Annotated in this window: 37 protein-coding genes; 33 read left to right on the forward strand and 4 right to left on the reverse strand. The window is 40.6% G+C overall.

Going from position 1 to position 25,871, the window contains the following annotated elements; all coding sequences use genetic code 11:
• Position 1: 1 nt before the first annotated feature.
• From NYE58_RS10765 to NYE58_RS10920, 32 genes are all read left to right on the forward strand, one after another.
• Complete coding sequence (locus tag NYE58_RS10765) at positions 2-376, forward strand: ABC transporter ATP-binding protein (RefSeq protein ID WP_339189802.1); 375 nt, start codon at positions 2-4, stop codon at positions 374-376.
• Positions 373-777: an HK97 gp10 family phage protein gene (locus NYE58_RS10770; protein ID WP_341001855.1), complete on the forward strand. Its 405-nt coding sequence runs from the start codon at positions 373-375 to the stop codon at positions 775-777. Before NYE58_RS10765 ends, NYE58_RS10770 begins: the two co-directional genes overlap by 4 nt.
• Before the next feature lie 2 nt (positions 778-779).
• Positions 780-1,202: a phage tail terminator family protein gene (locus NYE58_RS10775; RefSeq protein ID WP_341001856.1), complete on the forward strand. Its 423-nt coding sequence runs from the start codon at positions 780-782 to the stop codon at positions 1,200-1,202.
• On the forward strand, positions 1,199-1,393 hold the full coding sequence (locus NYE58_RS10780) for a hypothetical protein (protein WP_341001857.1): 195 nt from the start codon (positions 1,199-1,201) through the stop codon (positions 1,391-1,393). Before NYE58_RS10775 ends, NYE58_RS10780 begins: the two co-directional genes overlap by 4 nt.
• A gap of 3 nt (positions 1,394-1,396) precedes the next feature.
• Complete coding sequence (locus NYE58_RS10785) at positions 1,397-2,713, forward strand: phage tail sheath family protein (protein WP_341001858.1); 1,317 nt, start codon at positions 1,397-1,399, stop codon at positions 2,711-2,713.
• A complete protein-coding gene (locus NYE58_RS10790) occupies positions 2,714-3,175 on the forward strand; it encodes a phage tail tube protein (protein ID WP_341001859.1) in 462 nt (153 codons plus the stop codon).
• A gap of 26 nt (positions 3,176-3,201) precedes the next feature.
• Positions 3,202-3,624, forward strand: coding sequence for a phage tail assembly chaperone (locus NYE58_RS10795; RefSeq protein WP_340034038.1), 423 nt, complete (start codon positions 3,202-3,204; stop codon positions 3,622-3,624).
• A 248-nt stretch (positions 3,625-3,872) separates the two neighbouring features.
• Positions 3,873-4,511 carry a hypothetical protein gene (locus NYE58_RS10800; protein ID WP_341001860.1) on the forward strand — a complete coding sequence of 213 codons (639 nt, stop codon included), beginning with the start codon at positions 3,873-3,875 and terminating at the stop codon, positions 4,509-4,511.
• Between the two features lie 60 nt (positions 4,512-4,571).
• Positions 4,572-7,010 carry a tape measure protein gene (locus tag NYE58_RS10805; RefSeq protein ID WP_341001861.1) on the forward strand — a complete coding sequence of 813 codons (2,439 nt, stop codon included), beginning with the start codon at positions 4,572-4,574 and terminating at the stop codon, positions 7,008-7,010.
• A complete protein-coding gene (locus NYE58_RS10810) occupies positions 7,010-7,705 on the forward strand; it encodes a LysM peptidoglycan-binding domain-containing protein (RefSeq protein WP_341001863.1) in 696 nt (231 codons plus the stop codon). Before NYE58_RS10805 ends, NYE58_RS10810 begins: the two co-directional genes overlap by 1 nt.
• A 6-nt stretch (positions 7,706-7,711) precedes the next feature.
• Complete coding sequence (locus NYE58_RS10815; protein ID WP_076104541.1) at positions 7,712-8,677, forward strand: XkdQ/YqbQ family protein; 966 nt, start codon at positions 7,712-7,714, stop codon at positions 8,675-8,677.
• Between the two features lie 2 nt (positions 8,678-8,679).
• A complete protein-coding gene (locus NYE58_RS10820) occupies positions 8,680-8,973 on the forward strand; it encodes a DUF2577 domain-containing protein (protein ID WP_076138688.1) in 294 nt (97 codons plus the stop codon).
• Positions 8,970-9,383 carry a DUF2634 domain-containing protein gene (locus tag NYE58_RS10825; protein WP_340891675.1) on the forward strand — a complete coding sequence of 138 codons (414 nt, stop codon included), beginning with the start codon at positions 8,970-8,972 and terminating at the stop codon, positions 9,381-9,383. The genes NYE58_RS10820 and NYE58_RS10825 overlap by 4 nt, the downstream gene beginning before the upstream one ends.
• Positions 9,370-10,434: a baseplate J/gp47 family protein gene (locus tag NYE58_RS10830; RefSeq protein ID WP_341001864.1), complete on the forward strand. Its 1,065-nt coding sequence runs from the start codon at positions 9,370-9,372 to the stop codon at positions 10,432-10,434. Before NYE58_RS10825 ends, NYE58_RS10830 begins: the two co-directional genes overlap by 14 nt.
• Entirely contained in the window at positions 10,431-10,988 is a 558-nt protein-coding gene (locus NYE58_RS10835) for a YmfQ family protein (protein WP_340891671.1), read from the forward strand. Before NYE58_RS10830 ends, NYE58_RS10835 begins: the two co-directional genes overlap by 4 nt.
• Positions 10,978-13,848 (forward strand): hypothetical protein, encoded by a 2,871-nt coding sequence (locus NYE58_RS10840; RefSeq protein ID WP_341001865.1) that lies wholly within the window; start codon positions 10,978-10,980, stop codon positions 13,846-13,848. Before NYE58_RS10835 ends, NYE58_RS10840 begins: the two co-directional genes overlap by 11 nt.
• Before the next feature lie 13 nt (positions 13,849-13,861).
• Positions 13,862-14,440, forward strand: coding sequence for a hypothetical protein (locus NYE58_RS10845; RefSeq protein ID WP_341001866.1), 579 nt, complete (start codon positions 13,862-13,864; stop codon positions 14,438-14,440).
• Positions 14,441-14,463: 23 nt separating this feature from the next.
• Entirely contained in the window at positions 14,464-14,625 is a 162-nt protein-coding gene (locus NYE58_RS10850; protein ID WP_341001867.1) for a hypothetical protein, read from the forward strand.
• 90 nt (positions 14,626-14,715) lie between these two features.
• Entirely contained in the window at positions 14,716-15,162 is a 447-nt protein-coding gene (locus NYE58_RS10855; RefSeq protein ID WP_036687931.1) for a phage holin family protein, read from the forward strand.
• The gene (locus tag NYE58_RS10860) at positions 15,134-15,901 is read left to right on the forward strand and encodes a M15 family metallopeptidase (protein ID WP_341001868.1); all 768 of its coding nucleotides are present in this window, start codon (positions 15,134-15,136) and stop codon (positions 15,899-15,901) included. The genes NYE58_RS10855 and NYE58_RS10860 overlap by 29 nt, the downstream gene beginning before the upstream one ends.
• A 3-nt stretch (positions 15,902-15,904) precedes the next feature.
• On the forward strand, positions 15,905-16,183 hold the full coding sequence (locus tag NYE58_RS10865) for a holin (RefSeq protein WP_340890674.1): 279 nt from the start codon (positions 15,905-15,907) through the stop codon (positions 16,181-16,183).
• Between the two features lie 189 nt (positions 16,184-16,372).
• The gene (locus NYE58_RS10870; RefSeq protein ID WP_341001869.1) at positions 16,373-17,068 is read left to right on the forward strand and encodes a hypothetical protein; all 696 of its coding nucleotides are present in this window, start codon (positions 16,373-16,375) and stop codon (positions 17,066-17,068) included.
• 20 nt (positions 17,069-17,088) lie between these two features.
• Positions 17,089-17,832: a Panacea domain-containing protein gene (locus NYE58_RS10875; RefSeq protein ID WP_341001870.1), complete on the forward strand. Its 744-nt coding sequence runs from the start codon at positions 17,089-17,091 to the stop codon at positions 17,830-17,832.
• 200 nt (positions 17,833-18,032) lie between these two features.
• Entirely contained in the window at positions 18,033-18,650 is a 618-nt protein-coding gene (locus NYE58_RS10880) for a restriction endonuclease (protein ID WP_341004244.1), read from the forward strand.
• Between the two features lie 375 nt (positions 18,651-19,025).
• On the forward strand, positions 19,026-19,313 hold the full coding sequence (locus tag NYE58_RS10885; RefSeq protein WP_340939673.1) for a hypothetical protein: 288 nt from the start codon (positions 19,026-19,028) through the stop codon (positions 19,311-19,313).
• A gap of 842 nt (positions 19,314-20,155) precedes the next feature.
• Positions 20,156-20,326, forward strand: coding sequence for a hypothetical protein (locus tag NYE58_RS10890; protein WP_340890676.1), 171 nt, complete (start codon positions 20,156-20,158; stop codon positions 20,324-20,326).
• A gap of 247 nt (positions 20,327-20,573) precedes the next feature.
• Complete coding sequence (locus NYE58_RS10895) at positions 20,574-20,771, forward strand: hypothetical protein (protein WP_341001871.1); 198 nt, start codon at positions 20,574-20,576, stop codon at positions 20,769-20,771.
• The gene (locus NYE58_RS10900) at positions 20,768-21,013 is read left to right on the forward strand and encodes a LexA family protein (RefSeq protein WP_341001872.1); all 246 of its coding nucleotides are present in this window, start codon (positions 20,768-20,770) and stop codon (positions 21,011-21,013) included. The genes NYE58_RS10895 and NYE58_RS10900 overlap by 4 nt, the downstream gene beginning before the upstream one ends.
• The gene (locus NYE58_RS10905; RefSeq protein WP_341001873.1) at positions 20,994-21,338 is read left to right on the forward strand and encodes a YolD-like family protein; all 345 of its coding nucleotides are present in this window, start codon (positions 20,994-20,996) and stop codon (positions 21,336-21,338) included. Before NYE58_RS10900 ends, NYE58_RS10905 begins: the two co-directional genes overlap by 20 nt.
• Positions 21,339-21,468: 130 nt before the next feature.
• Positions 21,469-21,816: a RidA family protein gene (locus NYE58_RS10910; protein ID WP_341001875.1), complete on the forward strand. Its 348-nt coding sequence runs from the start codon at positions 21,469-21,471 to the stop codon at positions 21,814-21,816.
• Positions 21,817-21,953: 137 nt separating this feature from the next.
• Positions 21,954-22,403: a hypothetical protein gene (locus NYE58_RS10915; RefSeq protein ID WP_036684122.1), complete on the forward strand. Its 450-nt coding sequence runs from the start codon at positions 21,954-21,956 to the stop codon at positions 22,401-22,403.
• Between the two features lie 240 nt (positions 22,404-22,643).
• Positions 22,644-23,138 carry a GNAT family N-acetyltransferase gene (locus NYE58_RS10920; protein ID WP_341001876.1) on the forward strand — a complete coding sequence of 165 codons (495 nt, stop codon included), beginning with the start codon at positions 22,644-22,646 and terminating at the stop codon, positions 23,136-23,138.
• Between the two features lie 140 nt (positions 23,139-23,278).
• Here NYE58_RS10920 and NYE58_RS10925 read toward each other — a convergent pair whose 3' ends face one another.
• Both NYE58_RS10925 and NYE58_RS10930 read right to left on the reverse strand, forming a co-directional pair.
• Entirely contained in the window at positions 23,279-23,485 is a 207-nt protein-coding gene (locus tag NYE58_RS10925; RefSeq protein WP_341001877.1) for a hypothetical protein, read from the reverse strand.
• 208 nt (positions 23,486-23,693) lie between these two features.
• Positions 23,694-23,921 (reverse strand): helix-turn-helix domain-containing protein, encoded by a 228-nt coding sequence (locus tag NYE58_RS10930; RefSeq protein ID WP_076104562.1) that lies wholly within the window; start codon positions 23,919-23,921, stop codon positions 23,694-23,696.
• Positions 23,922-23,998: 77 nt separating this feature from the next.
• Here NYE58_RS10930 and NYE58_RS10935 point away from each other — a divergent pair, with 77 nt between their 5' ends.
• Complete coding sequence (locus NYE58_RS10935) at positions 23,999-24,235, forward strand: hypothetical protein (RefSeq protein WP_076104563.1); 237 nt, start codon at positions 23,999-24,001, stop codon at positions 24,233-24,235.
• Positions 24,236-24,498: 263 nt separating this feature from the next.
• Here NYE58_RS10935 and NYE58_RS10940 read toward each other — a convergent pair whose 3' ends face one another.
• Together NYE58_RS10940 and NYE58_RS10945 are read right to left on the reverse strand one after the other, a co-directional pair.
• Positions 24,499-24,939, reverse strand: a complete 441-nt coding sequence (locus tag NYE58_RS10940; protein WP_076191066.1) for a hypothetical protein — start codon at positions 24,937-24,939, stop codon at positions 24,499-24,501.
• A gap of 171 nt (positions 24,940-25,110) precedes the next feature.
• On the reverse strand, positions 25,111-25,653 hold the full coding sequence (locus tag NYE58_RS10945; RefSeq protein WP_341001878.1) for a hypothetical protein: 543 nt from the start codon (positions 25,651-25,653) through the stop codon (positions 25,111-25,113).
• Positions 25,654-25,871: the final 218 nt, after the last annotated feature.

Below are 25,871 nucleotides of genomic sequence, written 5' to 3' on the forward strand. Positions count from 1 at the left end.
CATGGTCAGTTTCGGTAATATACCAGCAGAGCGGTTAGCTATTGAGAGCACCTATGAAGGCCTATGTACTGTTTCGGAAATGAAGGATGTAAAAGATCCATTAAGCGGTAAAACACGACAGCAGCCTATCATTATCTTGGCTAATGAGCCGTGTGCTCTCTCTCAGTCTTCCTTACCTGCTGCCACGCAAACAGTGACAGCCGATCAGATCAATTATGATGCCAAGTTATTTATCTCCCCTGATATAACTATCAAGCCAGGGAGCCGAATCACGGTTCAGCAGAACGGCATGGAGTTCAAAGGAGAACAGGCGGGTAAGGCATTCAGGTATGCTACTCATCAGGAGATTAAGCTAAAAGAGGTCCTGAACGCATGAGTATGGGTAAATTCGATTTCTCCGATGTCAAAAAGCTTCAGAAGAACCTTCAAAGGATGCAAAATGAATTTCCAGCATTTATGGAGGAGTGTATTCGTGAGCTTGCAGGACGGTTACTGGCGAAGACTATAGCTAGGACTCCAGTTATAAGCGGAGACTTGAGGCGAGGTTGGCGGATCGGTGAGGTTGTCAGATTACCTGGTGGCGGTATCCACGTAGAGATCACAAATAATGTTGAATATGCGCTCTATGTAGAATTTGGACACGTCACTAGACTACGAACCGGTTGGGTTAACGGTAAATTCATGTTGACCTTATCCGAGCAGGAACTGGAGAGAGAGTTGCCGGGGATCATGGAGCGGAGGCTGAAAAAATACATGGAGAAGCACATGGGGCGGTGAGCATGCAAGATATTAAAAACGCACTCATAAAGAAGCTATCGTTATTTACTCCGGAATATCCGGTATATGATGAAGCAGTGAAGCAGGGCATGAAGCAGCCGTGCTTTTTTGTGTTGCTGTTAGAAGGTAGCCAGGCCCGGGGTATCAATCGGAGGTATCAGCGTTTCAATCCATTTGACGTTCATTACTTCCCGAATCGAGATTCAAAAGCTCCTCGGGAAGAATGTGAACTTATGGCCGAACGGCTATATTCAGAATTGGAATATGTAAGTGGACACAGTGGTATGTACCGTGGTACTAAGATGCGGCACGAAATTGTTGATGGGGTACTCCATTTCTTTATCCAATTCAACGTCCATCTGATCCGCGAAATGGCCCCTGATCCAAAAATGAAAACAATGAAGCAAGGGGGCGGTATTAAGTGAGTGTGAAAAATGAAAAGGAAGCTATTGAAGCTCCTGAGGCTTCGTATACAAAGGAGCAGTTCTTGAACTCTACCAAATACTCATACCAGGATAAAGATGTCCTGTCGGCGCTGCTGGAGCCGGAGAAGTTGTATACGGCGTCTGAGGCACAGCAGGTCATCGAAGATTTTAAGAACAAGGAGGCTGAGTAGATTATGGCCGGTGGAACATGGACAACTCAAAATAAAGTAAGACCCGGTGTATATGTTAACGTGGAAACGTCTGGCGGGGCATTGGGTACGGTTGGCAGCAGGGGAATAACCTCTTTAGCGCTAACTCTCCCATGGGGAGCGGCTAAGGTCATCACACCGATTATAGCTGGTGAGGATACATTCAAAACTCTTGGGTATGACATTACAGCCCCGGAACTATTGCTAGTGCGTGAGGCACTGAAACGAGCGCGTACAGTGTTGCTTTACAAGCTTAACGAAGGAGTTAAAGCGACTGTAGCAGTAGGCACTCTGGTGGCTACAGCCAGATACGGTGGTACGCGAGGTAATAGCCTGAAGATTGTCGTTCAAACCAACATCGACGATAGTAGCAAATTTGATGTAAAAACATTGCTGGATAATGCAGTAGTGGACACGCAGGTAGTCGCTAATATTGCGGGGCTCATCCCGAATGACTGGATTGTATGGAGCGGGACCGGCACGCTAACTGCAAATGCTGGAGCTCCTTTGATTGGTGGAGCAAACGGCACTGTGACTAATGCGGATCATACTGCATATCTAGCTGCACTAGAGCTGTACGATTTCCAGACAGTGGCACTGACATCCACAGACAATGCACTCAAAGCAGTGTACGCTGCCTTTGTACGGCGCTTGAGAGAGTCAGAGGGTAAAAAGGTACAGGCAGCACTTGAGAACTACCCTGTAGCCGATTTCGAAGGTGTAATCAGCGTCAAGAATGGCGTGGTACTGTCAGACGGGACCATACTTACAGCAGCGCAGGCCACTGCTTGGGTAGGCGGTGCTTCGGCAGCAGCTGAGATGAATGAGTCTCTTACTTATTCGGCATACGACGATGCTGTAGATGTGGCGCCACGCTACACCAATACACAGATTGAAGCAGCTTTGAAAGCTGGAGAATTTGTTTTTACACCATCCAGTAATCGAGCTGTGATAGAACAGGATATTAATACTTTCCTCTCTTATACTCCAAAGAAAGGGGAACAACTTCAAAAAAACCGTGTGCTTCGTGTGCTGGATGGTATTGCGAATGATTTGAAGCGTATCTTTGAATCATTTTACATCGGTAAGGTATCAAACAATGTTGATGGCCGAGCTCTGTTTCGCAAAGAGGCTGTGATCTATCTGGATAACCTACAGGGGATTGATGCCATTCAAAATTTTGATGCTCAGACGGATATCACGGTACTTCCTGGTGTTGATTCAGATGCCATCTACGTGGAAGTCAATATTCAACCAGTAGATAGTATCGAAAAAGTATATATGAAAGTGCAGGTGAGATAAATGACGTTTTTAGAGGCAAAGGACACGATCAGTGGACAAGAGGGACGAGCTTTCGCCACAATCAACGGTCAGGTAGAGGAAATGTTCTATATTAAGACTATTGAAGCTTCAGTTGAAAAAACAAAGGCAGAAGTGAAGACCCTAGGCCGCCGTGGTGTTCAGCATAAAACAACTGGATGGTCGGGCAGCGGAAGTATGACCATCTATTATGTGACAAGTCGGTTTCGTCAGTTGATGATCGACTATATCAAAACGGGTAGAGATACCAACTTTGATATTACGGTAACTAATGAAGATCCGGGATCTACCATTGGGTCTCAAACAATTACTCTACTAGGTGTGAACCTTGATAGTGTAGTTATGGTATCACTGGATACAGAATCTGATGCACTAGAAGAGGATATCGATTTTACCTTTGAGGATATTGATATGGGTCAAGCATTTAACCCACCGGCCAATTAAAATAAATTTCAGGAGGAATTAATAATATGAGCGATTTTACAGCATTCTACGCACAAAATGCAGCGGTGGAGACTACAGAGGATTTCGTGGTCTCTCCTAGATTTAAAGATAAAGATGGAAAGGCGATTCCTTGGAAGCTACGAAGTATCACTGAAGAAGAAAATAAAGAACTTCGTAAGGCTGCCACGAAGCGAACCAAAGGTAAATACGGACAATTTACATCTGAAATGGATGCTAATGAATACATGGCAAAAATGGTGGTGGCTTCTGTATCTTATCCGGATCTCAAAAACGCAGAAATTCAAAAATCCTATGGAGTGCTTGGTTCAGAAGTTCTGTTACGCAAAATGCTGCTTCCTGGCGAATTCTCAGCCCTCAGCGAACGGGTACAGACACTAAACGGTTTTGATCAAGATATCAATGAGCAGATAGAAGAAGTAAAAAACTAATAGAGGAGGGTGACGGTGAGGCTAACTTAGCTTACTACGCCCTCCACGAGCTTCACATTTTACCGCATGACCTTATGGCGATGGGACAGAGGGAACGAGCCGCTATATATGCGATGATTTCTCTCCGGGTGGATAAGGAAAAGAAACAAGCGTCTAAGACCAGTTCTAAAGGACGCAAAAAGTAATAGACCGTTCATTCCCTGTTTGGTATATTGTTAGTAAATATTACCTCTGGGAGTGGAATTTATATGAAAGGCTTACGTAATGTTTTAGCAGTGCTTTGTTTCATCGCCTCTATATTCTTCTTGACATTCACTATATTTTTGTTTGTTAAGCCTGATGTAAATGGAGGGACAATAGGCGTAGTATTTACTTTGATTTTCTTTGCTTTAGGTTATTTCCTTAGAGTTAAACCACATAACCATTTAGACTCAAACGATGATAAAAATGAGTTTTTAGTAACAAGTGCATTGGACCATGTTGAAGGATTGCCTTTAGGTGAGGGAACATTGTGCAACCTATCTGTAACACAAGATAAACTGGTGATAGATGGGGGTGGCACTGACTTTAACATTAACAACTCTCAGATAAGGGCTGTAGAAGTAAAAACGGATACGGAAATTGCAAATATAGTCCATAGTAGTGCAGCTAAAGGAATCGCTGGAGGGTTGTTGTTTGGCCCAATTGGTTTAATTGTCGGATCAAGAGCGACGAACAAAGAAAAAAGAACTAACACGCATTATCTTATAATTAACTATACGAATTCTAACGGTGAGATGGCCGCACTCATGTTTGATGGAGGTCATACAGCAGCATCGGCACAAAAAATAACACATAAGCTTAGACCAATAATAACGAACAATCCAAAGCAATCAGTTCAATTGTAGTTTATGAAGCACTCCACCGTGGAGTGCTTTTTTATGTTGTGTAGAAAGGAGGAAGCCAAATTGCCAAGCATAGCAGCGAGTCTTGCATTAAATGACGTCTTTAGTCAGCGCTTGAATCAGGTTAACGCTTCTTTAGCAGCGACTATTCAGTTAATGGCACGATTGCAATCTCAAATGCAGAATCCGATGGTATTAAGAATCAGCGCGTTTGATGTGATCAGTAATTTAGATATGATTAAACAGCAGATTGCAGCTCTAGGAACAGGTAGCCTGATACGAATAAACATTAACACCACAGAAATATTACAGCAATTAGCGGTAATAAGGCAGCGGTTAGGCGGTGAAGAATCGTCAATTAAAATAAAAATCGATGCCGCTGATATTTCATCGCAAATTGCGATTATAAAAAGACAGATTGAATCTGAATTAAGTAGCGTTGTTGCACAGATTCGGATTGAGCTGCCCAGGTCTTTGGAGGCTATGTTTACAAATCTCCAACGCTTGGTATCTCAACTCATTAGATCAACGCGACAATTAAGAACACGCAGTGCAGATGCAGGTGAATTGCAAAGAGCTCTAGAACGTATCGCTAGGTTAGAACGGCAAATTGCTGACCTACAGTCTAGGGTGAACGGACAAATAAATAATGCAACGAAAAACACATCTAATTGGCTAAGTAGCCTCAAAAATGTAGTCGCAGCTTATCTATCTATTGCTGCAGCTAAAAAACTTTTGGAAACATCCGATGATGTGGTGTTGACTAACGCTAGATTAGCAATGGTTAATGATGGCCTTCGAACACAGCTAGAGTTACAACGCCAGGTAATGGACGCGGCGAATGATACTCGGGCAAACTACCAAGCTACAGCGGATATGGTCACTAAACTCGCTATGAGTACTCAGGGTATTTTTAAAACAGATGACGATATTATTAAATTCACGAAGAGCTTCAACAAAGCTTTGGTAATCTCAGGTGCAGGAGCCCAAGAAACGACTGCCTCTATATTGCAAATGGGGCAAGCGCTCGGGAGTGGGGTTTTACAAGGGGATGAATTGAGGTCCCTTAGTGAAAATGCTCCAGCGGTGATGAGCCTATTAGCGGAGGGGCTAGGTGTAGCACGCGGGGAACTTAAAGCAATGGGAGCTGATGGTAAACTAACATCTGCGATGATTGTTAAAGCTTTTGAAAAGCAAAGCGGAAAAATCGATAAGATGTTTAGTCAAATGCCTATGACTTTTGGTTCGGCAATGACAATTATGAAGAATAAAGTAGCTGAGTGGATTGGAACAATCAACGGGGCAGAAGGTCCTCTTAGTAGGATTACTAAGATGCTACAGGATCTAACTGCATGGTTAAGTACGAGTGACGGAGAACAATTTTTGAGTGGTTTAAGCGAAGGCATCACCACAACTGTCGATATTGTTGTTTCGTTAGGAGATGCTGCTGCACAGGTGTATAGCTATATTACTACGAATTGGACAACTATTGAGCCAATTGTTTGGGGGATTGCAGCGGCATTAACGGCGTGGAAACTCGCATCTATGGCTGTTGGATCTGCCTCTATATTTGCTTCAATTGGAACAGGAATAATGACAGCGGCAGTATTTCTTCAAACAGCTGCTACAGGTGGTTTGGCTCTCGCATGGCGAGGTTTAAACGCAGCTATGAAAGCCAATATATTTATTTTAGTTGCTACTATTCTGGCAGGTTTGATTATGTGGCTAATAAAACTATGGAATACAAATGATGCGTTTGCAGCCGGATTTCTTAGGGTTTGGAATGGCATAATGAATTTCTTCAATCAGGTGCCAATTTTCTTCACAAGTATAGGGTACGCAATAGCAGATGCATTCGGATGGGCTAAAACCAAGTCCTTAACTTTTATGGAGGATTTGGCAAATGGCGCTATTGATCGAATTAATGATTTGATTAATACATTGAATAAACTACCCTTTGTTGAACTTGAGACCATTAGCCACATAGAATTAGCTGCTGGAAAAGCTGCTGAAGAAGAAGCTGCGAAGCAACAGAGGGCAGCAAACTTAGCTGCAATGGAGAATAGTGCAGCAACAAAGGCTAAAGAACGTGAGGCTAAAGTCCAAAAAATGTTAGATGAACGTGCAACGAAACGTGAATCTGAAGCAGCTGCTGAGAACGCTAAAAATGCAAAATCAGGAAAAGATGATAAGGTGGCTGGAATGGGGTTTTCTGCTGGTGGTGGTGCCGCAGCTGCTGCAGCTCCAAAAACTGATAAATTAAAAAAAGTTGATAAGGTAGGCAAAGTAGAGAAGCCTATTGATATCTCTAAAGAAGACCTGAAGATTATGCGCGATGTCGCGGAGATGAAGAACATTCAAAACTTTGTGACATTGACACCGACTATTCAGGTCAAGACAGGACCAGTAACCAATGAGGCTAATGTCGATTCCATCGTTAAGAAGATCGGCAATATACTTACTGAAGAGGTGGCAAGTACAGCCAAGGGGGTATACTCCTAATGAACAACGGCTATAACATTGAATTAAGCTTCAACAACCGTGCTATTTGGTTTGAAATCCCCGTCCTTCCGGAAGAAATAGAGATTGGCGGGGAAGGTGACGGAGAGACTTATGATATAACGGATCTTGGTGAAATTAATGTAATCAAGGCTGCTAAGCTGAAAGAGATCAGCTTTAGTAGCTTTTTCCCGGCTATTGCTGTAGGTGGTACCGTACCAAGCTATGTATCATCAAAAAACTGGGGGCAACCCGCGGACTACATCCAATTAATTGAAACCTGGATGAACAAGCGCAAGCCGATCCGGTTTATTTTTACGTCAACGGGTCTCAAAATAAATATTGCTGCCAGTATCGAAGAATTTAATTATAAAGAGGTTGCCGGGAGCCCGGGCGATTTTGAATATGAAATCAGCCTGAAGGAGTATGTCTTTTACGCTGCTAAAAAGGTGACGTTGAAGACAAATACAACACCAGCTGGTACAACAACAACCACTAAGAAAGAGCCAGCGAAACGCGCAGATGAACGTACCAAGTCTAAAACAGTTACCATCAAATCCGGGGACACCTTGATGAAGATAGCTAAAAGAGAACTCGGTGACGGTAGTCGGTGGAAAGAGATTCAGAAGTTAAACGGCTTAACAGATGCGCAGCTGAAGACACTCAAAATCGGCTCTGTTCTGAAGCTACCGGGGTGATGATACATGGAGTTATTGATCGATAATAAAAATGGCACCGTCTGGGATGTTTCCAGCATCGTTACTGATATATCTTGGAAGACGATCCGTATAGGTAAGGCAGCATCCTTAGAATTCACCCTTGTAGACCATGGCCCATGGCAAGATAAAAAATTCCAACTGAATAATGGCGATGTGGTTAGGTACACAGATGAGGGACATAAGGTTTTCTATGGATATATTTTCAGTATTGAAACTGGTAAGACGGAAGAAATAAGCATCCTTGCTTATGATCAGATCCGGTATCTGATGAATAGCGGAACTTATGTATTTACGAAACAAACAGCAACTCAGGTAGTTCAAAAGATCGCTCAAGACATGCAGCTCAAAACCGGAACCCTGGAAGATACAAAATACATTATTCCTTCCCAGATCCGCGACGATAAAACGTTTATCGATATGATCTGTATGGCGTTAGATGAGACTCTGATTAACTACGGGACCAACTTCGCATTCTTTGATGAGTTTGGCAGCTTAACTATTCGTAATGTATCAAATATGCGATTTCCGTTTGTGATCGGTGATGATAGCTTAATGACTGATTACTCTTACAGCCGCAACATTGACGATGAGACATACAATCAAATTGTATTGTACAGAGACAATAAGGAGACTGGTAAGCGGGAAACTTACGTTACCAAGGATAGCGCCAGCATTGCTAAGTGGGGATTGCTACAACTCTACGAGTCAGTAGATGAGAATCTGAATCAGGCTCAAATTACCGAGCAACTAACTCAGCAACTGTTCATGAAGAATCGAGAGAAGCGGACGCTTAGTATAGAGGCCCTTGGAGATTACCGGATGCGTGCAGGATGCTACGTTAATTTATATATCAACGCAATGAACATAAATAAATTTTTCCTAGTCGATGAATGTACTCATAAGAAAGAAGGCGGAGTACATACCATGGACTTAGAGCTAAGGTTGGTGTGATCATGATAGATGCGATAAAACGCGCTGCCACTGAAGCGGTGAATGCTGCTGGTCCTGTTCTGGTACAGCTAGGAATTGTAGAAAAAATTAATCCTCTTGTAGTGTTGGTCGATAATCGGCTTTCACTTACGGAGGATTTTTTAATTGTTCCGGAAACCTTATCTGAACAGAAAATAACAATAGGAATCCAAGAATACGTAATTCGTAAGCCGTTAGCTACCGGAGATAAACTTTTACTTATCCGCATGCAAGGTGGTCAACGCTACGTAATCATGGATAGGGTGGTGAGTGTTTGATACCACAGAGCGGTAACGTGCTGCTGAATGAGGATATGGAGGATACACCCCAACCAAGTCTTACTTATAAATTAGACCTTGTAAATGGGCGTATAGGATCCGTGGTAGTGGATGGATTGGATGCCGTAAAACAGGCAGTTATAAAAATACTCTCGACAATCCGATTTGAAAACCTGATTTACAGTGACAATTACGGTAGTGAGGCAGATGTTGGAGCGGTGCGGGGTCGGGCGGTGTTTGAAACCGAAGTGGAACGCTGGACTAGGGAAGCGTTACTTCAGGATGATCGTATCGTTTCGGTAACCAACTTTAGATTTAACTATGATGGTGATGCGGTACTCGTCTTGTTTGACGTAGAGAGTGATTACGGAAACTATACAGACCGATTGGAGGTGAATGGCGGTGTATGAAAACCAGACGTTTGAAACGATCTTAGAACGGATGTTAGACCGGGTACCAGATGGGCTGGACAAGCGAGAAGGTAGCATTATTTATGATGCTATGGCTCCAGCAGCAATGGAATTAGCTCAGATGTATGTTGAGTTGGATATCAACGCAAATTTAATATTTGCTGATACAGCTAGTGGCGATTATCTGGATCGATCGATTGCGTGGTCTGGTGTTACACGAAAGGCGGCTACTAAAGCGCAATTAAGAGGGCTATTTTACAATTCATCTAATTCTCTTTTAGATATCCCGGTAGGCAGTCGGTTTGCAATAGGAGATATCAATTACAAGGCAATAGAACGGCTTTCTCTTGGTAACTACCGTATGGAATCAGAAACTGTGGGCGCTGCTGGAAATCAAACATTCGGGGCACTACTGCCAATTGATTTTATTAATAACCTAGCTCGGGCTGAACTGACAGAACTGCTTGTTGCCGGAGTGGACCGGGAAACGGATAAAGCGCTATATGAGAGATATCAGGAGCGGATAACCAAACCAGTTACCAGCGGTAACAGATACCAATATGAGCAATGGGCTCGGGAAATCAGTGGTGTTGGTCGGGCTAAAGCATTTCCTCTATGGAATGGACCTGGTACCGTTAAGGTAGTGTTGCTGAACAATGATATGAGAAAACCATCGACAGCGATTGTCGAGGCAGTTCAGAATTTTATTGATCCAACAAAGGATGGGATGGGTGAAGGGGTGGCTCCGATCGGTGCAGTTGTTACAGTAGTTGGAGCTACTGAGTTTCCTATTAATATATCAGTGAGTGTAACTCTTGCAAGTGGAGCTACAACGGATCAAGTAAAAACACAGTTGGAGACAGCGACTAGAGATTATCTGGCCACTCTTGCCTTTACTGACTCGTTAGTCCGTTATACACGAATACAAAGCCTAATACTAGATATACCGCCTGTGATCGATTATGCAAATCTAAAAGTAAATAATCAAACGGTTAATATTCAGATTCCGGATGATGCTGTGGCAGTGCTTGGGACGGTGACTGTAACATGAACGGGACTGACCGTTTAAAAAATTATCTCCCAGCATATTATGCCGACATACTCGAAATGAACGAGCTGATGAACGGCGAAGGACCAGAGTTTGATCTCCTTGGCGCACGGGTTGAAGAATTATTGAACCAAGCATTCCCGGAGTCGGCTACTTGGGCATTAGGGAGATACGAAGAGGAATTACAAATCGTAGTCGATACCAACAAACCTAGTGACCAACGGCGGTCTGTGATCATTTCAAAAATGCGCGGATTTGGTAAGGTATCCGGAGACATGATTAAGAATGTAGCACAGGCATATGACGGCGGCACAGTTGATGTGGCTGTATCTCCAGCTGAGTATAAGATCGTGATTACCTTTATTGATACATTGGGTGTGCCAATTAACATAGATGACCTTAAAAAAGCCTTAGAGGATATCAAACCGGCTCATATGACTTTGTCTTATGCCTACCGTTATTTGCTTATCAAAGAGGTGCATAAGATCATGACAATCAACCAATTGCAGCAGACGCTATTAAATAAATTTGCGGGAGGTGGGCCTGTTGTCCAGTAATACACCCAATTTGAATTTACTCAAAGTTAACCCAGTTACCGATGGTAATGATACTTTTAACATCGATACTATGCTCAATGATAACTGGGATAAAATAGACACAACAGTAGGTAATAAGGTAGATAAGGTATCTGGAAAGCAACTATCTACCAATGATTACACTGCAGCAGATAAAACAAAATTGGCGGGAATAGCTACCGGAGCCAATAATTATACACACCCTACAGGAGATGGTAATCAACACGTACCAGCTACGGGAACTAGTAATAGTGGCAAAGTGCTGAAGGCTGGAGCAACAGCCGGGAGCTCCTCTTGGGGGAATGTTAACGGATCAGAAGTTGTAGAGGACGCTACACACCGTTTTGCAACGGATACTGAAAAGGTGACATGGAACTCCAAAGAAACAACAACAGGATCTCAAGCTAAAGCAGATGCAGCAGTACTTCCGATTAATAACAGGTTGAATACTGAATCTCTCACTTCTATCAATTTAGTAGCGGGACAGCAAATTTTAAACGCAACAAAGAACGCTAGACTACAAGGATTAAAGGTACAGGGTAGGACGTTAATAGATTTACTTGGTGGGGCTGGGAGTGGAGAGAGTTTAACGGGGTGGTCGTTGGCTGGGTCAACACTCCCGGCTATTTCTACCGCTCAGAAAAAATCGGGTGCTTCATCGTTTAAGATGGCATCGGGTTCAACAGGCGGGAGCTACATGACGCGTGACTTCTCAGTTCAAATTGATAAGGCGCTGCAGTATGTATTTGGTGTTTGGGTATTTATTGAGTCCTACACTGCGGGAGCCCCGACAATTGCATTATATGATATGGGGACAAATACAATAAGATACTCAACCTCTCCAAACACAAGTATTGTTGGTAGTTGGCAGTTTGTACCTCTTAAATTACCAGTAAACAATTCTTTGGTTGGCAATGGGGTGAGGATTGTAGTTGGTTATGGAAGCGCGGGAGCAAGCACGGTATATTACGATGAATTACGCCTATACGCCGTATCCGCAACAGACTATGCAGCCATCGGAACCACGATCACAGGCGCTGCTATTGATGCTCTATTGCCTTATGTACCTCCAGGTATTAATGGAGTAGATGGGTTATATGTACGGAGATATGGACGAAATTTGCTGCCAAGTATGCCGGATAGTTTGCACGCCAACGCAAAGAAGAACGGGCCTTATGATATGACGCTTACGGCACAAGGCATATACAACACTTCTTACATTGATTTTCCGGTTATACCTGGACAAAAATATACTTTTAGCATGGATACCGTAGATGTAGGAGCCTACACTGATGGCGGTTTTTTTGGCAGCGATGGTCAAAATATTATGCAAGCATTCCTGCCCATGAGTGGCGGAAGCGTTACTACAGATCCCGCACCAGCTAATGCGATTAAAATTAGAGTGTATTTGTCCAATGAGATCAATGGAGTATATAGGTTCAAAAATTGGAAATTAGAACTCGGCAGCACAGCCACTCCGTTTCAGCCTCGTGAAGACAGCCTTGTCGCCTTTGGTGGAGTAGAGTTACACGCTAACCCAAATGACGGCAGCGATCCGGATATACTGCGTGAGGTTAACGGACGGTATGAGGTGACGAGGTTATGGCGTAAATCAAATCTTGTGGGTGACTGGTCGTGGTTATTCGATACGAATTATACAGGTTTCAAACGTGTACGCGTTATTTTACCAACTTCTAGTGGCATAAACGCATCAGAACGAGTGACTAAGTATAACGGATACCCTTTATATCCTTCAGCGGGTGTTTATTCAGCTGCTGATCAATCAACGCTTTACAATGGCGTATTATACATTACTATTGCCATCACAGATTCCGGTTGGGGGGACTCCTACACTCCTACACCTGACGAAATTAAGGCTTATTTTAATGGTTGGCGGATGTACAATGGCGCTAGCGGGGTGGCTACAAACCCATATAACGGTACGGCCGGACAAACAAAAGGATGGGTCGAGATTTTGAGTGCTGGCAATCCGGTAGGAGTATTACCAACCACAATACCTTCGGGCTGGACACCGTATCAACTTCTATACCGTCTAGCAACACCGACCACGGAGACGGTACAAGAGGATGGCGCTCTTTCTCTGCTCGAAGGCGATAACTTTATCGAGGTAGGCAGTGGTTATATATCGAGGGAGCCTGCGAGACCAAAGAAAAATGCTCTATCAGACGTATACTACATTGGACTCAATGACGCGGGTAATGGAGGAGATTCGAACCTTAAAAAACGTGCCTCCGAAATTAAACAAGTATTTAAAAATGGTCTGCCTGATTTTTGGAATATTGATAAGTTAGCAGACGGTACATGTTATGCATGGACGGATAATTACGATACAGCTGCTACCTACAGCGTCTCTTACATCAGCCTAGATAAATCCCCGGTGTCAAGCATAACAGGGGTGTATGCAGCCACTGAAAAGGGACAGCTACATGATCTTACGGATGGAGTAACTGAAGCTCTAGCGCGGGTATCCGTCGTTGAAGCAAAAAAAGCGGAGAAGGATGCAGGGCCTTGGATTACACCGTCCGCAGTGCTAAGCGGATTTACTGCTTTCGATTTAGCTTATCGCGTGAATAAAGGATTTATTGAATTTCGTGGGTACGTATATTACAACATTACTGACGTACCAGCGGGTACAAAGATTTTTAATTTGCCGACGCAATTTCGACCTGTGCGAATCTCTAGAATGCTTACATCCTCATGGACATCAAAAGTAGATCCAATGTCGAGCGCAGTGTCAGTAGGTGTAAATGGAGATATAACAACAGAGGTCAACGTAAAGCAAAATATTATATTTGATGGTCTACGGTTTCCGTTAGATTAAAGGAGGCGATATTATGAGAAAAGCAGTACCGAAAGTAGACCTAAACGGACTGTATATAGAAGATGTAGAACCGGACGACTCTTTAATAGGGGTCGTCCCTATTTATGCCCAGCCAGTGCAGGAAGAAGCTCCTGAGCTGCCGGAAGACGAAGAGATCGAAGATGAACCGGACGCGCTAGAAGAACCAGAACAGCCAAGAGAGATCATCGGTTATCTCGTAGGCATTCCGTTGCCGACCGGGTTGTATCATCCGCGTTTCGATCTGTTAACATGGGATGCATATCAGGACGCTGTACTAGAGGCACAGAGCGATTATGCCGACGAGCTACATGATTGGCGGGAGCAATGGGCGGAGGGCGAGGAACAAGGTCCTGAACCAGTTTACACACCTCCAGCACAGCCTGATAATTTATGGATCGAGGGCTTAACGCCAGAAGAGATTGCTGAGTTGACGAAGCCTGGAGAACTCTCAGAAATTGAGATGCTAAAAAAAGAAAACATGCTCTTAAAAGCACAGAACAACGCAATAACTGAACGTGCCGATTTTATTGAGGATATCATTGCTGAGATGGCAATGCAGATATACCAATGATAGCGCGCATTTTTTACTGGTTCATGTCAAAGAGGAAAGGGGGTGACATCATGATGGCTATGTTTTTCGCACAGCGCGTAATCTTAGGTAAGACCAAATATATTGAGGTTCCATCGACTTTGAGACCAGGAGTAAAAGAGATTTTGGTTGATAGCGGACTTGAATTCCTTGCTGAAGAAGAATAAATAAAGTTGGCGCCCATTGAGGCGTTTTTATTTTGCCCTCGGATCCCCGGGGGCTATTTTTAAAATCAGAGATAGAAGGGGCGGGGGCGTATGGATGACAAGGCTCAAATCATAAAAGCTGTATCAACAGCAGCAGGCGTTGTTGTTGGATACATTTGGGGAGGATGGACTGTTATGTTACAAGCACTTCTTGTGTTAGTATGCGTAGATTTTGTAACAGGATGGATCGCCGCCTGGATAAACGGAGAATTAAGAAGTATGAAGGGTTACATTGGTGTGGCGAAGAAAGTATCTATTTTTATGTTTGTTGTGGTCGCTCACTTCATAGATGTTGTACTCGGTGATATGCACTACTTGCGGGATGCAGTAGTGTTTTTTTATTTGGCAAACGAGCTTTTGAGCATTATTGAGAACGCTGGGAAAATGGGCTTACCTATGCCGCCAATCCTGCGGGATGCCGTTGCAGTGTTGGAGTCTAAGTCTGGTGGGAAGAAGGAGGGGAAGAACGGTGTTGACGCTGGATCAAGTAAAGAGTAAATCATCTACGAGATTGATATGGTTACATCCTGTTGTATTGGCTGCTACTACAGTTTTAATTGAACGCTGTTACGCTCGGGGAGTGCCTATTGTTATTACTCAAGGATTACGAACTATTGCGGAACAAGACGCTCTCTACGCACAAGGGCGTACAAAACCCGGATCTATCGTGACCAATGCAAAGGGCGGGTATAGTTACCACAATTTTGGTTTGGCTGTTGATTTTGCTTTACTGCTGCCTAATGGGTCGAGTGTTTCATGGGATATGAGCCTAGACTACAACGGAAACAACATCAAAGACTGGATTGAAGTTGTGGAAGAGGCCAAGAAGCTCGGGTTTGAGTGGGGAGGCGACTGGACAACATTTAAGGATTATCCTCATTTCCAAATGGTCTTTGGCTTAACACTCACTCAGCTGCGAGCAGGTAGCAAGCCATCTGAAACGGCTATGGCAAAAGCATCAGCTATTATAGATCGACTAAAAGGGGAGGTGAAGGAAGACATGAGTAGAATTGAGGAGCTAGAGGCAATCGTAGTGAAGCAGGATGAGCGCCTAGCAGCTGTAGAAAAACGATTAAACAAATCAGGCAAGGAAACATATGCCGTCAATTATACAGAGGCTATTACGGCTGCTAAAGCAGTAGGAGCGATCACTACATCGGCTGACAAGTCAAAGATAGAGCTTAACATTATTCAGATGTTCTTTAATCTAGGTTTATTTAAGAGAGGGGACAAGTAAAGAATGGACAATCAAAACTTAACGGATGTACTGGCGTTCGCTTCGGTGATCGCCGTTTTTGTGTTGGCAGGAGTGCAGTTCGTAAAGACTTCGTTTAACGTGCCTAAAAATATATTGCCCTTGATTGGGTTAGTCATCGGCCTGTTGATCGGCGCAGCTGCTTATCCGTTTACAGAGTTAGGCTTAGTGCTTCGATTATGGGCGGGTGGTCTAGCTGGGCTATCAGCAACTGGACTATTTGAATTAGCGTTTAGTAAGAGGGATGGGACTACAAAAGAATAAATAAAATAAGCCCACTGGCTTCGGCTGGTGGGCTTTTTATCGTTCACAGATCATCATATAATCCGGTAATACTGTTTGGAAAATTATTAGGAGGGTGTATTTTTTGTTTGTAATAAGAACATTTGTTCTATACAATGGAGATAGTAAAGGAGAAGTGCTTGACACTATATGATAGTATAAGGGAAGAAGGTGAAATTACGGCTAAGGGATGCGAGGCTTTTGGTTTGTCATTTTGACTCGATTAAAGCACTTGTTATTGATATTTGCTCAGTTCACAGTTCTTTTTCACGTGACTTTAATGGAATGGCTAAAAGTCAGATACTAAATTTGAGAAAGAGATCAGTGAGTAATATATTTTCAAAAGATTCCGCGACGGAGAAAAAAGGAACTCTTCTCGAATCTTCATTTTTGGAGTTGATTCATGAATATCAAGATGCTCTTGGGAAAATTATAATTAATATGGACTACGAATATGATTATAAGCATTTTGATTTCAGACTTAGGATTAAACAACGGGATTCAATCATTAATAAATTGTTTCACTATAGATATACTAAGGGTGAACAAGGTGGGATGCCCATCAATAAATGTTTAAACGATTTGCTTGGATTCAGAATATTGATTAATGATTTTGATCATACTTGTGAAGAGGTATCAAATTTTTTTGCAGAGCTCGGATTGATTGATTACAAGTTATTCTGTTATGATGCAAGCAAAGAAGATGCTTACAAAGCAACACATATTTATATATTTGGAGAAAATAATTTTTTTCCATGGGAATTACAAATTTGGAATCCAATTCATGCAGAAAGAAATGAACTGTCCCATAAGGAACATAAGAGCAAGAGGGAATACATAAATTGGCCTCAAGAGTATATCAAATGATCTTTAAGGGAGGTGAGGACATGGCTTTTCATTTTGTAGCAATATTAAGCGATTATGTCGTCGGTCAGAGGATAGGATGGCATTATGCTTCTGAGGATAAGCTTGATAAGGGAATTATCAGCGATTTTATGAGAAGAGTTGAGGCTTGTGGACAAACAACACTAGGTATTCACAAGTTATCTACAGAATCTCTTGAATGGTCATCAGTGATTGAAAAGGATTCCTTTTTTGAGGACGTCTTTGTAACAGAAGATATGGATGTTATCATACGACAAATTTCAGCTAGCAAGGAATTAAGTGTGTATGATGTAGTGAAATTTATCTTGTCAATCAAATCAGTTACCCATTTAAAACTTCAAAAATTACTTTATTATGCATATGCTGAGTATCTTTTAAAAACGGGGCGTAAATTATTCTATGAACCTATAGTTGCTTTTAAATACGGCCCTGTTGTCGAAGAAGTTTTTCATACACAACGACATAACGGTTCTTCTGTGATCGATTATAAAGAAGATGAAAAGTTTATTTTATCTACAGATGTTACTTTACCAGCTTCTGTTGTTCGAGTAATCAGTTCTGATAATGGAGTCATTGCAACCGAATGTATTGTAGATGTTCTATTGCGATATGGGGATGTTGACGCCAGGGACTTAGTCGCCAAAACTCATCAAGCTGGTGGTCCGTGGGATATGATATACAAAGAGGGAATGAATTATATCATAACTGATGAAATCATTAAATCGAGACATCAGTTTGTTGTCTAGTACATGAATATAAATATGGTACGTAACTCCATTGGCAATTTAATTGTTGGTGGAGTTTTTTCGCATGTAGTTAAGCGGATTCCCCTTTCTAGTGATATAGAAGTATATATACATAATGTTCCAATTGGATTATATTGTAGTTAAGGTCTCGCGAGGAAGCTCGTGAGTTTTTTTGCTGAGGAGGATGAAAATTGCTTAAGGTGTTAATTTTTGCTGGTATTATCGTAGTTGTTAGTATAGTTGCTGTAGTTCTATTTTTATCGAAAAGAAAGCCACAGTACTCGAAAGGTGAAATAATCGATCCTCTGAAGATTACAATCAAGGACATAGATCAGATGGAGGATGGATCAGACTTTGAAGAATATTTATATCTCCTATTTTTAGCTTTGGGATATAAGGATGCTTACAAAACTCCTAGAAGTAGAGACTTTGGTACTGATTTAGTTTTTACAGATCGTGAAGGGTATCGTAATGTAGTCCAGGCGAAGCGCTATTCGTACCCAGTAGGCTTAGGAGCTGTACAAGAGGTGTATAGCTCAATGAGGTACTATCGAGCCAAGAAGTCTATGGTGATAGCCTCAAATGTGTACACTGCTGCCTGTGATGAACTTGCAGGATATAACGGCGTTAAATTACATAGCAGAAATGATCTTATTGAGATAATTGATTTATTTAAAATGGGGCAAATAGACAAGGTCAAGGATATTATTGAAGGAGATCCACATTGGAAGTATGATTCATGGGATAATTACATGAACAACAATAAAGTTATTAAGAAGGACTTTAAAGCAGAAAAACGATTGGTTGCGAAGAAATAGATAGTTCGGAGAACAAGGAGTTTTTGTACTGATGAACAATGAAGATTTTCAATACAGAGACACATACTTTATTGTGGGGAAACCAGCAATCCTATGGATACTCATACTTGTATTGGTGCTACTGGGATTCGTTTTATTATTTTAATCAGGAAAACAAACAGAAAAGATAGTGAGAAGAGAGTAGTATAAACAATTTTCTAACGACTGTCTTGAAACAGTCGAATTTGGTTTTTTTAAGTCTAAGTCCTTTGCATTACCTACAAATAAAACTCGTACATAAATTTCTTATAGCTGCTAACTATAGATAAAGAAGAGGTGATCAAATTGAAATCCCAAATAAAACTGCTTGTGATTCTGTCGACTTTGTTCCTAGCTATGAGTGTGGGTCAAATCTGTTTAGCTGAGCCAGGAGATCATATTGAAGATTCAGTAAAAGACATACGAACATACACATTATCTATCCTCTTTGAAGAAATCAATAGCTCTATATCAAAACAATTTGGTTCGGATTGGGGTTTCTTTCCTAAAAAAGTTTGTGAGATAAATGGTAAGAGTCTTACTGTTGAGGGGAATCTTTTTAAAGACAATCAAACCAAAAAAATTAGAGTTGATTTAGAGAAGGAAAATTCAAGGTATAAGGTTATTCGGGTTTCGGAAATTTAGTGAAATATGTTAATGATTACTCTGTAGTCAACATGCGAATAAGTTATAGGTGAATTTTAAAGGATTATAAAAATTTCCCATCAACCTTAAGTGGTCGGTGGGATGTTTGAAATCTTTAAATTACATTAACAGTAGATCGTTTGCAAACGGTTTCTAAAAGAATATAATATCTTAATAAGAATCGGAAGGACGCTCATCAAACTAGACGGGGCATTTTTGACTTAAGGAGCGATGAAATGAAAAATCAACTCCTGTTTTTTGGAATTTGCTTTACAGTGGCCACGGTTGTTATAAATCTGTTCATATTATTAAAGAACAATGTTCCACATGTTCAGCAATGGTATTGCTGGTCAATTGTGTCATTATGCGGTACGCTCATATATAACGGGGGCTACTACTATTTAGAGAAGAGAAAAGGCGTTTGTGTGATTAACGCCGGAGTAATTATTCTAGGAGTATTAGTGTTTATGTTTTTATTTTAGAAGTGATTATTTGAGTACTACATACATAGAGAAGCACAACTTTCTAACGATGAGCTGACGTTGGGCAATGGCATTTATCTATAACTCCAAAACAAATATGATTGGAAAATTCTTGGGTTAGAGTCCATATTAGAAGGCTAAACGTAAGAATCTATCAAGATAGCTACCGCTCGAGGCATCCAACAATGATTTTAGTTTAGAGTAAAGACAAGAATACTCCGTCAACCTTCGCATTGAGTGTCCAGTTTTATTCTATGGCTTGAATATATAGTTTTGATACAGAAAAAATTTGTATACATAGAAAAAAGATAGGCTGGGAATATATATACAATAACGTTCCCTTGAAAGGAAGAGATAATTATGATTAATGAACTTCTCAAACTCAATGCCTTTCTTAGTTGGTCCATAATGATTTCATTTGGATTCTTATTTGCTTTAACAGGAAAACCAACATATTTGCTTGCTGTAGTATTCAATGCTATTGTGATCTTCTTGTTTTCTAACGAGGGGTATAAACAAAAAGATCCATGATCATCAAGAACCCAGTTGTTTTGTTTGCATAGGATATAAGTAACCCCTTTTTCAAGACTCCATCACCTTTAAACTCGCCTGAGTATAGGCGAGTTTTTAATCTTTATAAAAGATATTTGTAATTAAAGGATGGAGAATTATTTATTTTCTTTTTAATTCCAATAGATTAATATGTATTCGCTTGATTTAAGAACGTGTGTTTGGTTATAATACAAACAAATGTTCTTATTTTTGGGAGGTTATCAACATGCAAATGCAGATTGGTCAAACCATTGAAATTGTTTACTTAGATAAAGTTGGCAAGATTTCTCAACGTAAAATTGAAATTAAAGGCATGAAGGACGGCAAGATTCGTGCAACTTGCTTAAACACTGGTGCCACAAGAGTGTTTCTAGCGGAAAGCATATTAGCTTGGCAGCAAAGTGACAAAGGAGCAATTGCATGATGCCATTAACGGATAAAGAAAAAGAAATACTCAGATCATTAATTATGATGATCGAAATCAATCACTATCCACCTACTTTGCGGGAGCTTGCCAAGGAGGTAGGATTGTCATCTACAGCGGTAATACATGCACATATGGAGCGCTTAGAGATCAAGGGGTACATACAGAGAGCTAAGAACATGCCACGAGCGTTGAGAGTTATTAAGGGAGTCGACGAAGACAATGAAACCACAACAGCGTAAGAAACTTGAAGGTAATGGACTTTGGGAGGGAAGTCGGATGATAATGCCTGAGCATAAAAATAGGATTCTGGACGATTCGCTGAATGAAGAGGTGCGATCAAAGCCTGATTTGGATCCCCAAGCATTAGCTGAAATCTCACAGGTATTAGCTCAATCTTTAGAGGATTGCAGTCCGATCACGATTACATTGTTTGGGGAATATGAGGACAGATCCATCCATGGAATAGTCATGAGAGTCGATCGGCAGTTGAAACAGATTAAGTTCCATCATGATGACGATTGGGAATGGATTAAACTAGAGGAAGTTATTGAGGCAATCACTTAATCGAGTGTCGCTTTATCTCGTATTAAGCTAACGGGCAGGATTGCGTGGAGAGCCAACAAGTAAACATTTACATTTAAAACGTATGTTCTAAAATATATTATGGAACTTAATACATAGGAGGCCCATGTATATGATAAATCGAATTTCAACACCATTTAGTTATTCATCTGCTGTTGCGGCTGGTGACTATGTGTTTCTCGGATTACATCGGGGTTTTGGACAGAACTTTACAGAACAGATTCACAATACTTTCTCACACTTAAAAGAGACTCTTAATCAACTTGATGTACAACTGGATAATGTTGTTAAGGTGAATGTATACCTAAAGTACATTAAGGACTTACCTGAAATGGAACAGGTTTTTTGTGAGTATTTTGAAAAGGATAAATTCCCTGCTAGAATGACATCTACGACAGAGTTTTTTGACTCTGATTGTCTTATGATGATTGACGGAATAGCATACAAAGGATTGAACTAACGAGAAACTTTTGTTCAACGCACGAAGAAGCAGCACGCGATCCGCAGAGTTTCTTTTTCATTAAGATATAGGGCAGGATTGATTCATTGCTTCGCGAATAACTTAACTAAGGAACTAGCCCAATATGGGAGGATTAAATGAGTATAGAAGATTATAAAAATAATGATGATTTACAACTGTATGATTCAGTTATAAAAAAACTAATAGTAGACCACGAAAACAAATCGATTGAGGTTCACTTTTTAAAGGTAGTTGAGCGTGTTGACCGAGGTGAACATAATTTCACATATAAGGTTAGGGAAGCAATTTTAACTTTCTCAGGTGTCGTTTACGCTAACTTGCCTTATTGTATGGAATTTGATGAATGGAGCGAATTTTATCGTTCTGCAATTGTTAAATCCTCAAGGATGCTTGAAAGAGTCCCTGAGCGAGCAAAATCAAACAAACTACTTCAACATATTTATTTAGGAATTGATAACGGAAACGAATATAACCAACAGGATATAGTCTGTTCAAGTTATTCAATGGAATTAGGACCAAACGAATATATTCTACATGATGATTTTGAATGGTTGTACGAAGAATAAGACGAATTGCTCGTTCAACTAACGAGAAACGATAGCGTAAAGAGCAGACTGCTAATGCAATCTGCTTTTTATATTGAAGTAACGGGCAGGATAGCTCAATCGTTTCTCGAATTCTTTTTGAGATGGAGTATTTACGAACTTCGTGATTAACGTTATGCGACATACAAGCTAAAATATTTTGAAAATATATGGACGAGAAATTAATATTATACATCTAAGCAAAGAAAAGGAGATTAATGTATGAGTATAAAATTTAGAAAAGTAAGTGATTTTAAACGTGGGTTAATCTTTGAATTGTTGACAGATGCTTATTTATTTGATTGCAGATATGAACAAAATTGTAGTTCAGATTGGCAGGAATTTGATAATTTCTTCTTTGATAATTTACAGATTGCAGATGAATGTGGGTTTATTACTACATTAAACGATGAAGCAATTGGTTTGGTTTCATGGGACCCAAGAAATGTACCTGATTATGTGGAAATCGGACATAATTGTATTGCTACAAAACAAAAAAGCAATGGTTATGGTAAAATACAACTCCAAGAAGCTGTCAATAGAATCATAAAAAATGATGTTAGAAAAATTGTTGTAACTACTAATATCGACTTTATACCTGCTCAAAAAATGTATGAGAGTGTTGGATTCAAAATACATCAAAAAAGAAAAGTTGAGGGTTTTGTTAGAAAACATATAGATTATGTATATTCTTTAGAGGGCAGGAACTACACATAACACCATAATATCGCATCGTGACATTCGGTAAAATTCATTATGCTAACGGGAAACGATAGTTCAATAAGACACCTAGCAAATATGATAGTGAAAATTGCCTCGTCAGTGATAATGCTGACGAGGCATTATAATTTGATGGGTCATATATCAAATTCAGCCCATCCTGGTGGTAATGGATTCTCAGGTGCTGGTTCTAGATATGCTGGCAGCACACTAATAAGTAACGGCTCATCAATATCTAGCAAGACAGTTTGTGTTCCTTTAGCTATAACAATACCGATCTTACCAATATGGAAACCGTCTTTGATACGGACACGAACGCCAAGTATTAACTCTTCGATTTTCACTTCTTCCATCCCCTAAGGCGAATTTTCCTTACTTCGTGCTATTAAGTATCGTTGTTATATGAATATGGTCTTATTTGTTAAAGACTGTATTTAATTACCTATAGTCGTTTCGACATATAGCGACAGTATATTCCAATAAACGGATTTAGAATGAATTAGGAGCAATATGCTCCCAATTGAAGTAGGGAAGTGCGGATATCCGCACAGCCTACTCCTTGTCGTCTTGTACAACAATCCATTCGTGTAGATCTTCCATTCTGCAATCAAATATGAGAGATGCTGCGTACTCATCTTCTGGCTTCATCACTCTCTCATTATTGCAAAAATGGGAGATGATACGTTTGGGCCGACCGGATCGTTTGGCGTACTCTGCTTGAGTCCAGCCTTTATTGTCGATCCAATCTTGGAGTAGACACCTTCCGCGAGTTACGCGCAAGCTGCCATGACTCCTTTCAGTTTAGGTTGCTGTTCGAGCGAATTATACCACAATACATAATGAGAGGAGTAATGAAATTGGTTAAAACTGTTTGTGCAATTGATATCTATGCTTTAGGGAAGATTAAAGCGGACTCTGCTTTTGTTCTTTGGCAACTTCAAACAGACAATACTTACTCAAATGAAAGCGCGGCGAGCGATATCGAGAATATTGTCAGAGAGATTATTGAATTTGAATTCAACCTCAATGAAAAATTTCTATTTGAGTCCAAAAATAATGAACTAATTCCTGCCCCTTTTTTGCCCCCTCGATAATGAAATGATATGAAGTTGCATGACATGACGTCTGCTATTTATAATAGAAGAAACACGATTTGAATAGATGTGAAAGCCAAAAATAATTAAGTTCGAGATGGAAGGTTCTATCGGTTAATAAGAGCGCTTATGAATGGAGGCTTGTCCTCCCAACGCTTATATTTCTTCAAAGCATCCGTAGATATTTTTCTACGGATGCTTTTTTATTGGCACAATTGAAAAAATCCCCGAATGCTCCGGGGACACACCTTTAATATTTTCAATTATCCATTTCCGGCAACGGCAATTCCACTGAAGGATCTGGCTCCCAGAGATGCCGTTCTAATCGCTGATGCTACAATGGTGTATTGGATCTGGCCGGTAAGCACATCGGTTGAAGGCGGATAGTCGACAGCGGTGATTCCAACCATTTCATATTGGGTCGTTGTATTATTAATGTTTCCGGGGTAGGTTGTACTAAAAATTAATATATTATTGCGGTAAATACTAAAAGTAACATCATTCTGAACTATAATGCTGACATCAACACTAAGTCTGGCAAAAGCATTCAATGTGACTCTCACTAAGCCTGCATTTGCAGGTGTAACATTTACTGTCTGAAGTCCAATGTCACCGAAAATTGCACTTGAACGAACTAAATTAAGACTTTGTGCATCCATAGTGCTGCCCTGTGAAATTCGCATATCAAGAAACTGTATACTCATCCTATTCACCTAACCTCTCATTGTAGATTTTATATTTTATGAGAGAAAAAATAGAATGGTGTGTAAGATACAAACAGATAGAGGGTTGATTATATGAAACGCTGCTGAAACCCAATTATAAACAGAACCCCCGCCAATCACTTGGCGGGGGTTCTTATATGGTATAGGTTACTATTTTGCCAGATCATTCACTTCTTTACTAAAAGCCTCTGAATATTGATTAAATTTACCTGCATCAAGTTTTAAGCTGTTGTCGTTTGCTTTTGGAGGTGTCTCCTGAATCTGTTTATATAAAAGATCAATTTCTGGGGAAAGCTTGGCCCATATTTTTTTTATAGAATCATACTTAATATCTAACTCGTTCATATATGTATCGTATACTTTTTTCTCTTCCATGGCTTTGCCAAGCTGTTCAATGGTAAAGTCAATGTCCATGCTCGCTCCTGTACTGCTTGTACCACTTCTAGTATATGAGATAACATCTACAAACCCAACATTCCAAATGTCAGCAATAACAAAATTGCTTATTTCTCTTAGCATTTTTTCAGGTGAGGGTGCTGTATCAGTTTTTGAGGAGATTTCCCCGAAATTAAATAAGTTTTTAGATTCGTTGATCGCTGTGTTTGCGTCCGTAGGGTTATTGTTATTTGTATTGCTACACCCTGAAAGAAGGATAATGGCGATAATACAAGATAAAACAAGCTGCTTTTTCAATATAGTTCCCCTCCATAATATAAGTAAAAAGTGTTGTATTACTATATTACGGTAAATTGTGGTAAAAGTTTTACATCTGAAGCAAATTTAAGACGGCGAAAAAGTGAACTCTTCGTATCCCGGAATAAATTCCAATAATTATGCAAAAAACCGAATAAAGGTCCTCCTAATATTACACGATGATTACAATAATCATGTAGATTCTTAATTCATCAGGA

The sequence above is a fragment of the Paenibacillus sp. FSL L8-0708 genome, assembly GCF_038009325.1.
In the GTDB taxonomy this organism is placed as follows: Bacteria; Bacillota; Bacilli; order Paenibacillales; family Paenibacillaceae; genus Paenibacillus_AQ; species Paenibacillus_AQ odorifer.

What these genes read in the sequence shown, in the direction of transcription:
- NYE58_RS10875 (WP_341001870.1), top strand. Translation starts at nt 17,089, where the DNA reads ATGGCTTTTCATTTTGTAGCAATATTAAGCGATTATGTCGTCGGTCAG.
- NYE58_RS10775 (WP_341001856.1), top strand. Translation starts at nt 780, where the DNA reads ATGCAAGATATTAAAAACGCACTCATAAAGAAGCTATCGTTATTTACT.
- NYE58_RS10795 (WP_340034038.1), top strand. Translation starts at nt 3,202, where the DNA reads ATGAGCGATTTTACAGCATTCTACGCACAAAATGCAGCGGTGGAGACT.
- NYE58_RS10885 (WP_340939673.1), top strand. Translation starts at nt 19,026, where the DNA reads ATGAGTGTGGGTCAAATCTGTTTAGCTGAGCCAGGAGATCATATTGAA.
- NYE58_RS10865 (WP_340890674.1), top strand. Translation starts at nt 15,905, where the DNA reads ATGGACAATCAAAACTTAACGGATGTACTGGCGTTCGCTTCGGTGATC.
- NYE58_RS10910 (WP_341001875.1), top strand. Translation starts at nt 21,469, where the DNA reads ATGATAAATCGAATTTCAACACCATTTAGTTATTCATCTGCTGTTGCG.
- NYE58_RS10810 (WP_341001863.1), top strand. Translation starts at nt 7,010, where the DNA reads ATGAACAACGGCTATAACATTGAATTAAGCTTCAACAACCGTGCTATT.
- NYE58_RS10915 (WP_036684122.1), top strand. Translation starts at nt 21,954, where the DNA reads ATGAGTATAGAAGATTATAAAAATAATGATGATTTACAACTGTATGAT.
- NYE58_RS10835 (WP_340891671.1), top strand. Translation starts at nt 10,431, where the DNA reads ATGAACGGGACTGACCGTTTAAAAAATTATCTCCCAGCATATTATGCC.
- NYE58_RS10890 (WP_340890676.1), top strand. Translation starts at nt 20,156, where the DNA reads ATGATTAATGAACTTCTCAAACTCAATGCCTTTCTTAGTTGGTCCATA.
- NYE58_RS10820 (WP_076138688.1), top strand. Translation starts at nt 8,680, where the DNA reads ATGATAGATGCGATAAAACGCGCTGCCACTGAAGCGGTGAATGCTGCT.
- NYE58_RS10850 (WP_341001867.1), top strand. Translation starts at nt 14,464, where the DNA reads ATGTCAAAGAGGAAAGGGGGTGACATCATGATGGCTATGTTTTTCGCA.
- NYE58_RS10815 (WP_076104541.1), top strand. Translation starts at nt 7,712, where the DNA reads ATGGAGTTATTGATCGATAATAAAAATGGCACCGTCTGGGATGTTTCC.
- NYE58_RS10895 (WP_341001871.1), top strand. Translation starts at nt 20,574, where the DNA reads ATGCAAATGCAGATTGGTCAAACCATTGAAATTGTTTACTTAGATAAA.
- NYE58_RS10920 (WP_341001876.1), top strand. Translation starts at nt 22,644, where the DNA reads ATGAGTATAAAATTTAGAAAAGTAAGTGATTTTAAACGTGGGTTAATC.
- NYE58_RS10940 (WP_076191066.1), bottom strand. Translation starts at nt 24,939, where the DNA reads ATGAGTATACAGTTTCTTGATATGCGAATTTCACAGGGCAGCACTATG.
- NYE58_RS10845 (WP_341001866.1), top strand. Translation starts at nt 13,862, where the DNA reads ATGAGAAAAGCAGTACCGAAAGTAGACCTAAACGGACTGTATATAGAA.
- NYE58_RS10855 (WP_036687931.1), top strand. Translation starts at nt 14,716, where the DNA reads ATGGATGACAAGGCTCAAATCATAAAAGCTGTATCAACAGCAGCAGGC.
- NYE58_RS10830 (WP_341001864.1), top strand. Translation starts at nt 9,370, where the DNA reads ATGGCGGTGTATGAAAACCAGACGTTTGAAACGATCTTAGAACGGATG.
- NYE58_RS10905 (WP_341001873.1), top strand. Translation starts at nt 20,994, where the DNA reads ATGAAACCACAACAGCGTAAGAAACTTGAAGGTAATGGACTTTGGGAG.
- NYE58_RS10765 (WP_339189802.1), top strand. Translation starts at nt 2, where the DNA reads ATGGTCAGTTTCGGTAATATACCAGCAGAGCGGTTAGCTATTGAGAGC.
- NYE58_RS10900 (WP_341001872.1), top strand. Translation starts at nt 20,768, where the DNA reads ATGATGCCATTAACGGATAAAGAAAAAGAAATACTCAGATCATTAATT.
- NYE58_RS10800 (WP_341001860.1), top strand. Translation starts at nt 3,873, where the DNA reads ATGAAAGGCTTACGTAATGTTTTAGCAGTGCTTTGTTTCATCGCCTCT.
- NYE58_RS10785 (WP_341001858.1), top strand. Translation starts at nt 1,397, where the DNA reads ATGGCCGGTGGAACATGGACAACTCAAAATAAAGTAAGACCCGGTGTA.
- NYE58_RS10770 (WP_341001855.1), top strand. Translation starts at nt 373, where the DNA reads ATGAGTATGGGTAAATTCGATTTCTCCGATGTCAAAAAGCTTCAGAAG.
- NYE58_RS10790 (WP_341001859.1), top strand. Translation starts at nt 2,714, where the DNA reads ATGACGTTTTTAGAGGCAAAGGACACGATCAGTGGACAAGAGGGACGA.